The 9,036-nt window shown below is 70.4% G+C and carries 6 protein-coding genes; 1 reads left to right on the plus strand and 5 read right to left on the minus strand.

Going from position 1 to position 9,036, the window contains the following annotated elements; translation table 11 throughout:
* The coding region (locus tag DMB66_RS43655; RefSeq protein ID WP_125810007.1) for an ABC transporter ATP-binding protein at positions 1-626 on the plus strand (626 nt) is incomplete at its 5' end.
* Here DMB66_RS43655 and DMB66_RS43660 read toward each other — a convergent pair.
* From DMB66_RS43660 to DMB66_RS43680, 5 genes are all read right to left on the minus strand, one after another.
* Positions 601-1,248, minus strand: a complete 648-nt coding sequence (locus DMB66_RS43660) for a sulfotransferase family protein (protein WP_125810008.1) — start codon at positions 1,246-1,248, stop codon at positions 601-603. The two genes, DMB66_RS43655 and DMB66_RS43660, sit on opposite strands and share 26 nt — an antisense overlap.
* Before the next feature lie 71 nt (positions 1,249-1,319).
* Complete coding sequence (locus DMB66_RS43665) at positions 1,320-1,529, minus strand: MbtH family protein (protein ID WP_125810009.1); 210 nt, start codon at positions 1,527-1,529, stop codon at positions 1,320-1,322.
* Between the two features lie 5 nt (positions 1,530-1,534).
* The gene (locus DMB66_RS43670; protein WP_125810010.1) at positions 1,535-7,477 is read right to left on the minus strand and encodes a non-ribosomal peptide synthetase; all 5,943 of its coding nucleotides are present in this window, start codon (positions 7,475-7,477) and stop codon (positions 1,535-1,537) included.
* A 180-nt stretch (positions 7,478-7,657) separates the two neighbouring features.
* Positions 7,658-8,485, minus strand: coding sequence for a metallophosphoesterase (locus DMB66_RS43675; protein ID WP_125810011.1), 828 nt, complete (start codon positions 8,483-8,485; stop codon positions 7,658-7,660).
* A gap of 322 nt (positions 8,486-8,807) precedes the next feature.
* Positions 8,808-8,987 carry a hypothetical protein gene (locus DMB66_RS43680; RefSeq protein ID WP_125806670.1) on the minus strand — a complete coding sequence of 60 codons (180 nt, stop codon included), beginning with the start codon at positions 8,985-8,987 and terminating at the stop codon, positions 8,808-8,810.
* Positions 8,988-9,036: the final 49 nt, after the last annotated feature.

The raw sequence follows: 9,036 nt of genomic DNA on the forward strand, positions 1-9,036 counted from the left end.
CCGCGCTGATCGTGCGGCTGCACGACCCGTCCGCCGGCCGGATCACCATCGACGGCATCGACCTGCGCGACCTGCGCCTGGCCGACCTGGCCTCGGTGGTCGGCATGGTGGGCCAGGAGACATACCTGTTGCACACCACCGTGCGGGAGAACCTGCGGTACGCCCGCCCGGACGCCACCGACGCCCAGATCGAGCAGGCCGCCCGGGCCGCGCAGATCCACGATGTGATCGCCGGTCTGCCGGACGACTACGACACGGTCGTCGGCTCCCGCGGGCACCGCTTCTCCGGCGGCGAGAAGCAGCGCATCGCCATCGCGCGGACCCTGCTGCGCGACCCCCGGATCCTGGTCCTGGACGAGGCCACCAGCGCCCTGGACACCTCGACCGAGCGGGCCGTACAGCGCGCCTTCGAGGAGCTGGCCCGCGGGCGGACCACGGTGACGATCGCGCACCGGCTGTCGACCGTGCGCGACGCCGACCAGATCGCCGTCGTGCACGAGGGCCGGATCCACGAGGCGGGCGACCACTCCAGCCTGGTCGCCTTCGGCGGCCGCTACGCCGCGCTCACCGGGACGAAGACCAGGCCCTACATCGACTGGTTCAGGTACGGGCCCAGGCGCACATGACCCGGTAGTGCGGCAGGTGCTGCCGATAGCAGGCGGCCAGGAACTCGTTGTTGGCTATCGTCTGCGCGTAGGTCCGGTGCGAGGAGGTGAAGCCGGAACTGTGCGCCGCCTCGCGATGCCATTGCCGGGTGCGGCTCCAGACCCGCTGATCACCGGGCTGCCAGGACAACGCCGACGCCAGGTACGGAATGCCGAGGTGCCGGCAGTAGCGCGCGACCGTACCGGCGGTGTCGGCGAGCAGGTCCTCGGCCTCGATGACCAGTGGCCGCTGCCCGGACGCGACCTGAGCCCGCCGGGCCAGGGCCACCTGGTGGCCGTAGCCGACCTCGGTGCAGGTCATGTCGGGGTTCATCGCGTAGTGGGAAGGGATCACCTGGCGCGGATCCCGAACGATGAAGGTGTGCACCCCGACCTCCGCGATCCGCTCGCCACCGCTGCCGAGGTAGTCGTATTCCGTCGTCTCCTTGACGAAGACCCGGCGCTCGCGGGCGCGTTCCTCCAACAGTTTGAGGAGCTCGTCGTGGCTGGTCGCGGTCCGTTCGCCGACGGGCGTGTGGCCCTGGACGACGATGCTGGAGAACGGTTCGTGGTAGACCTCGTGGTCTCCGCGTTCGAGCATCATGCGGAGAAAGGCCGTCGACATCGAGCGTGGCGTTCCCCAGAGGAAGACCAGATTCGACTCCTGCCGGCCGTTCACATCGCGGGCCGCGGGATCAGGCTCGCCGGCCGGATGTCCGGCCAGGACTCCTCGATGTAGCTCAGGCAGGCCTCCCGGCTCTCCTCCCCGAAGACCTTCCGCCAGCCTGCGGGCACATCAATCACCTCCGGCCACAAGGAGTGCTGGCCTTCGTGATTGACCAGGACGCGATAGCGGATGTCGTCGCGTTCGAACGGATTACTCATCGCAGTCAGCCTTTCGAAGGAAGCGCGGGGCGAATCTGCTCGGCCACCCGGGCGCCGATCATTTCCAGCACCTCCGCGCGGGCGAGCTGCCGATGCAGGTATTTGAGTGCCATGACGTCGATGCGGCCGGTGACGTACCGCTGCCACATCGGAGCGAAATACTCATCGGGCGTTCGAGCCGCCGCCGCCTCGACGAACAGCACGTCGCCGTCGAAGACGTTGAACTGGTGATTGTCGACCAGCTTGATCATGTGCTCGTAGAAGTCGACGATCGCCCGGCCCTTCTGCCGCATGAGGAAGGAGTAGGGGCCCTGGCGCTGACGCAACTGGTCGTACAGGTCGTCGCCGGTGAGCTGGGGTCGCTCCGCGACCGGGATGTCGAGGTCGAAGTGCCGGGCGACCGCGTTCAACCGCGCCACCTGGGTGATCCGGCGGTGCGGGGTCGGGCGCGAGTCGAGCATCGCCAGCAGCTCGACCCGAACGCCCGCGGCCTGCAGCTGGACCGCCATCTCGTGCACGATCTCCCCGCCGGCGCACAGGCCCAGCAGGTGATAGGGCCCTTCGGGCTGGACGGTCCGGATCTGCTCGACATAGTCGGCAGCCATCGCGGTCAGGGTGTCCGGCATCGCGTCGCCGGGGCGCAGGCCGCGAGCCTGGATGCCGTAGACCCCGACGGAGGCCGGGATGGCATTCACCAACGGGTAGTAGAGCCAGCTGAGCCCGCCCAGCGGGTGGACACAGAACAGCGAGGCGGTCCCGGTGTGCGGCCGCAACGGCACCACCACGTCCAGCGTCGAGTCCTCCGGTTTGGCGGCGACCCAGCCGGCCAGGTTCTTCGCGGTCGGGACGGCGGCCACCACGAGCGGGTTGACCTCGACGCCGAACTCCTCCCCGATAGCTAGGGCGAGCCGCTCAACCGTGTCCCGGTCGCCGCCGAGGTCGAAGACGTTGTCCTCGGGCGCCACCTGATCGACCCCCAGAGCGTGCGCGACCAGCCGCCGCATCCGCTCCTCGTCGTCCCCGCGCGGTTCGGCGGCGGGCAGCCGCGGCAGGTCGTCGATCCGGCGCGCCATATCCGCCAGCGTCGAGCTCTCGAAGACCGCGCGGAACGGAAGGTCCACCAGGAGCGCCGAGCGCAGCTGATTCACCATCTGCATCGCCAGCAGGGAATGCCCGCCGAGCGTGAAGAAGTTGTCATCGCGCCCGACTCGCGGCACCGCGAGGATCTCCGCCCACAAGCCGGCCAGCACCTGCTCGACCGTCCCCACGGGAGGATCGAACGGCCGCTCCCCGAGCACGACGCTCGGGTCCGGCAGGGCCTGGCGGTCCACCTTGCCGTTCACGGTCACCGGCAGGGCGTCCAGGAGCACGAAGACCGACGGCACCAGATGGTCCGGCGCCACCGCCGTCATCCCCCGGCGAAGCTCGATCGCGTCCTGGCCCTCGGCCACCACGTACGCCACCAGCCGCCGGTCGACGCCGCTGCCATGGACCAGCACCGCCGCCCGGTCCACTCCCGGCAGACCGGTCAGCGCGGCCTCGACGTCGCCCAGTTCCACCCGTACGCCACGGATCTTCACCTGGTCGTCGTCCCGCCCGAGGAACTCGACAGCCCCGTCGGCGCGGCGCCGGCCACGGTCACCGGTGCGATACATCCGCTCCCCGGGAACGAACGGATCGGCGACGAACCTCGCCGCGGTCAGTCCGGGCCGGTTGAGGTAACCCCGGGCCACCGGCCGGCCCGCGATGCAGATCTCGCCGGGCACGCCCGGCGGCAGATGCTCGGCGTACGGGCCGAGGACGTAGACCCGGGCGTTCGCGATCGGGTGTCCGATCGGCATGCTGCGCCCCTCGTCGCCCGGCCGGCACTCCCAGCTCGTCACGCCGATGGACGCCTCCGTCGGGCCGTACAGATTGTGGAGCCGGGTTTCCGGCAACGTCCCGAAGAAGCGGTCCCGCAGGCTCCGCGTCAGGGCTTCCCCACCCACGATGACGTTGCGCAGGCTGCCGCACCGGTCCGCGCCCGGCTCCCGCAGGAACGTCTCCAGCATCGACGGGACGAAGTCGGCGAAGGTGACCCGCTCCCGCTGGATGACGTCGACCAGATAGCGGCTGTCCCGGTGCCCGTCGGGCCGGGCCATGACGAGGGTCGCGCCGTTCAGCAACGGCCAGAACAGCTCCCACACCGAGGTGTCGAAGGTGAACGGGGACTTCTGGAGCACGTGCTCGCCGGCGCGCAGCTCGAACTTCTCGTTCATCCACAGCAGCCGGTTGTGGACCCCGGCCCGCACGTTCACCACGCCCTTCGGCGTGCCCGTCGAGCCGGAGGTGTACAGCACGTATGCCGGGTCCGCACCGGTCACCGGGACGCCGGGGTCGTGGGTCGGCTCCACGGCCAGGCCGGCGGCGGGATCGTCGACGCACAACAACCGGTCGCCGTCGCCGGCCACCCGATCCCGGGCGGCCAGGTGGGTGAGCACGACCCGCACCCCGGTGTCCGCGATCATCGCCGCCCGGCGGGCGGCCGGCAGATCAGGATCCAACGGTACGAACGCAGCGCCGGACTTCCACACCGCGAGTACGGCGGCCACCAGGTCGAAGCCGCGCTCCATGCTGACACCCACCAGCGTGTCGCGGCCGGCGCCCAGCCCGATCAGGCGGTGCGCCAGCTGGTTCGCGCGTCGGTTCAGTTCCCCGTACGCCAGGCTCCGGCCCTCGGATCGCACCGCGACCGCCGCCGGATCCCGCCGGGCGTGCTCCTCGATGAGTTGGTGCGGCCAGGGTCGCCCGGTCCAGTCCCGGACCGGCCCGGCGCTCTCCGCCTCGGCCGCCCCGGTCTCGTCCGCGCTCATCAGGGGCAGCCGCCCGATCGGCCGGCCGGGATCAGCCATGGCCGCTGCCAGCAGCCGGCCGAGGATGGCCACCATCCGCTCGGCCGTCTCGTGGTCGAAGAGGTCGCGGGCGTACGTCAGTTCGCCGCCCATCCCGGCCGGCCGGCCGTCGGCATCGACGAACTCCACGAACTGGAAGCTCAGGTCGAACTTCGCCGAGCCGGATCCGACCGCCATCCGCTGCAGCCGGACCCCGGCCAGGTCGAAGCGCGCCGAGCGGCCGACCTGCAGCGCCACCATGACCTGGAACAGCGGATGCCGGCCCGGCACCCGGGCCGGATTCAGCGCCTCGACCAGGCTCTCGAACGGCACATCCTGGTTGCTGAAGGCGGACAGATCCTGCTCACGCACCCGTTGGAGCAACTCCTCGAATGAGGGATCGCCGGTCAGATCGGCCCGCAGGACCATGGTGTTGACGAAGAAGCCGACCAGCTCCTCCAGCGCCTCGTCCACCCGCCCGGACACCGGCCAGCCGAGGGGGATGTCGGCGCCCGCACCGAGCCGGGACAGCAACGCCGCCACCGCGGACTGCACCACCATGAAGACGGTGGCGCCGTTGCGGCGCGCCAGGGCCGTCACGCCCTCGTGCACCTCGACCGGCACGGAAAGCGGCACCGACCTGCCGCGATAGCTCGGCTCGACCGGACGGGCGCGGTCGGCGGGCAGCGCCAGCTCATCCGGTACGCCGGCCAGCAGACCGGACCAGTACGCCACCTGGCTCGTGGCGAGCCGCACCGATTCCCGCTGCCAGAGGGCGAAATCGGCGTACTGCACGGGCAGCTCGGTCCATTGTGGTGCGCGCCCGGCACGGCGCTGGTCGTACGCCTCGCCGAGGTCGCGCATCAGCGGCTCCATGGACACGCCGTCCGCCGCGATGTGGTGCAGGACCAGCACCAGCGCGTGGTCGTCCGACCCCAGGAGAAGCAGGTGGGCCCGCATGGGGATGTCCACCGCCAGGTCGAACCTCCGCCGGACCAGCCGGTCCACGGCACCCTCGAGTCCGGCCGGCGCGGTCTGCTCCGTGACGAGCAGCGGGCCGGTCTCGGTCATCGGCAGGATCCGTTGCCGCGGCTGCCCGTCCACGAGCGGAAACACCGTACGCAGCGGCTCATGCCGGCGGACCACGTCGGCGACCGCGGCGTGCAGAGCCGCGAGGTCGAGGCCGCCGCTCAGGCGTACGACGACCGGAATGTGGTATGCCCCATCGCCCCCACGCAATTGCGCGGTCAGCCACATCCGCTGCTGCGGATAGGACAACGGCACGTGCGCCGGACGCACCTGGCGCCGCAGCACCGGCCGCGATCCTCCCTTGAGGACCGACACCCGCTCGGCCAGGTCGGCCAGGGTCGAGGTCTCGAACAGATCCCGCACCGGCAGTTCGACCCTCAGCACCGTACGGACGCGGTTCACGAGCTGCGTCGCCAGCAGCGAATGCCCGCCCAGGTGGTAGAAGTCGTCGTTGCGGCCGACCCGCGGCGCGCCGAGAATCTCCTCCCACAACCGGGCCAGGGTCTGCTCGACCATGCCCACCGGAGGCTCGTACTCCCGCTCGCCTCGCGCCACGCCCGGATCCGGAAGCGCCTTGCGATCCACCTTGCCGTTCGAGGTCAGCGGGAGCGCGTCCAGCATCACGAACACCGAGGGCACCAGGTGATCGGGGGCCACCGCCGCCATCCGCCGGCGCAGCAGCCCGGCGTCGAGCCCGCCGGTCACCACATATGCCACCAGCCGGCGGTCCATGCCCTCGCCGTGGACCAGAACTGCCGCCTGCTCCACTCCCGGCAGCTCCAGCAGCGCCGCTTGCACCTCGCCCAGTTCCAGCCGTACGCCGCGGATCTTGACCTGGTCGTCGACGCGGCCCTGGAACTCCAGCTGGCCGTCCGCCAACCGGCGGACCACGTCGCCGGTCCGGTACATCCGGTCGCCGGGCGCGCCGAACGGGTCTGCGACGAAGCGCTGCGCCGTCAGCGCGACACGGCCGACGTAGCCGCGGGCCACTCCGGCGCCGGCGATATACAGCTCGCCGGGTTTGCCGACCGGCTGCTCACGCAACATCTCGTCCAGGACGTACGTCCGGACGTTGTCGATGGGCCGGCCGATCGGTGGGGTGCCGCCGCCGGTCAACGGCTCGCTCACGGTGGCCGCGACGGTCGTCTCGGTGGGCCCGTAGGCGTTGAACATCCGGCGGTTGACAGACCAGCGGGCGACCACCGCGGGCGGACAGGCCTCCCCCGCGACCACCAGGGTCACCAGCTCCGGCAGGCCGCCGCCGTCCTCGACCGCGGGCAGCAGCGACGGGGGCAGCGTCACGTGCGTGACGCCCCGGTTCCGCACCGATTCCACCAGCGCCCGTCCCGGAACCAGCCGGGACCCGTCCGTCACGACCAGGGCCGCACCGGACAGCAGCGTCGTCCAGACCTCGGACACCGAGGCGTCGAAGCTGACCGAGGCAAACTGCAGGCGCCGCTTTCCCGGCCCCAGGCCGAGCACCGCTGCTTGCGCGCGAACCAGGTTTGCCACGTTGCGGTGCGTCACCACGACGCCCTTGGGCCGGCCGGTGGATCCCGAAGTGAAGATCACATACGCGGCGTGCGCCGACGACAGCGGCGTGTGTCGCTGCGCGTCCGACACGGCGTCCGCGGGGTATCCGGCGATCTCGTCCGCGGTCTTGGGATCGTCGAGGACCACCTCGGTGGCCCCGGACGACTGCCCGGACAGCCGCGCGGCGACCGTCGTCACCACGCACCGGACCCGCGCGTCCGCCATCATGAACTCGGCCCGCGAGGCGGGGTAACCCACGTCCACCGGCACATACATGCCGCCGGCCTTCACCACCGCGAGAGCGGCCACCACGAACTCGACCGACCGGTCGAGCCAGAGCGCCACCGCGACCTCGGGACCCACCCCCTGGGCGATCAGCAGCCGAGCCAGCCGGTTGGACCGCTCGTCCAGCTCCCGGAAGGACACCGAAGCGGCGTCGCCCACCACGGCCACCTCGTCCGCCCGAAGCTCCGCCTGGAGGGCGAACAGCTGCGCCAGAGTGCTGGAACCGTGCACTTTTGCCTCCTGCGAGTGACGCCTCGGCGGCCCACCAGTGCCGTGGTGATCGCCCGAGCGGTGTGCTGCACGACCGTCCTAATTAGGACGAGGCAGCACCACTCTGGCCCTGTCACAACATTCCTCGCAAGGTGCAATAAATCACGTAAATCGGAGTGCACAATAGAGCGTGCTGATCCGTCAGGCGCCGTCGAGAATCAGCCGCATCGGCTGCGGCGGCCCGGCCCGGCGACGCCACTCGGACGGATAGCCGAGCGACACCTCCTCGAAGCGGACACCGTCATAGCGGGTGGTTCGAGGGATGTGCAGGTGCCCGTACACGGCCACGACGGCGCGGTACCGCAGGTGCCAATCGGCGGTCAGTTCGGTGCCGCACCACTGCGCGAACGCCGGAAACCGCAGCGCGCGGGTCGGCCTGCGGACCAGCGGCCAGTGACTGACCAGCACGGTGCCCATCAGCGGATCGATCGCGTCGAGCCGCTGCCGGCTTTGCGCCAGGCGGTCCCAGCACCAGGACTGCCGATCGGGGAACGGATCCGGATGCAGCATCTTCTCATCGGTACAGACGACGCCGACGGCGTACGCCCGGTTCAGCGACTCCTCCTTGGTGAGGGTCCCCGGCGCCCGGAACGAGTAGTCGTACAGCTGAAACAACGGCGCCACGGCGACCGGCCCATCCGGGCCCGCCCAGATCGGGAAGTCGTCCTCCGGGGTGAGCACGCCGTTGTCCCGGCACATCCGCACCAGGGCCTCATACCGCGCGACGCCGCGCAGCTTGACCGGGTCACCGGGATGGGTCCACAGCTCATGGTTGCCCGGCGCCCAGATCACCGCGCCGAAGCGACCACGCAGCTCAGCCAGCGTCCGCTCGACGTCGGCGAACAACTCGCCCACATCGCCCGCCACGATGAGCCAGTCGCCGGCCGAGTCCGGCCGAAGCCGGTCGACCACGGATCGGTTCTCCACATGCGACACGTGGAGGTCACTGACTGCGAACAGTTTGCCCATATCTGAGCGATCATGTCGGATGCGCGCAACGATTTCGAAAGCCATCGATTTCCCGACACCAGAACTGCCCGCGGGAATCCGTCGTCGCGCCGGTCGACGAGCAGCCCGACAGGCTAGATTGCCCGGCATCACCAGCTTCGCCAACAGCCTGACCCTGCCGCGCAGTTCGGGGCCGAGCCGGCTTCGACCTGCTCCGAGGTGTCCACAACCAGCCGCTGGGCAAGGCAAGGAGACCATCGGCCAGGATCAGCAGAGTGACGACACCGTCATTGCGCCGCTTCGACGCGATCGAGGCCCGGCTCCGCTGAGCCGCTGAATGAACCTAGGCCGCCTCGATGAGATCCGCCAGGTCAACGCCTGCGTCCGCGAGGAGGCGCTGCAGGGTGCCAATCGTCAGGCCCTCGACCACGTTGTCGCCGTGGATCAGCCGGTACCACTCGGTCCGGCTTCGCGGCTGCCGGTAGACCTCGACACGCCACTCCCGGTCAGGCGTCTGCATCACCCGCCAGACGCTACCTGCGAACAAACCAGCAGGTCAGAGGCCCGAGCGA

It is taken from the genome of Actinoplanes sp. ATCC 53533, assembly GCF_003947245.1.

What these genes read in the sequence shown, in the direction of transcription:
- DMB66_RS43660 (WP_125810008.1), bottom strand. Translation starts at nt 1,248, where the DNA reads ATGATGCTCGAACGCGGAGACCACGAGGTCTACCACGAACCGTTCTCC.
- DMB66_RS43665 (WP_125810009.1), bottom strand. Translation starts at nt 1,529, where the DNA reads ATGAGTAATCCGTTCGAACGCGACGACATCCGCTATCGCGTCCTGGTC.
- DMB66_RS43675 (WP_125810011.1), bottom strand. Translation starts at nt 8,485, where the DNA reads ATGGGCAAACTGTTCGCAGTCAGTGACCTCCACGTGTCGCATGTGGAG.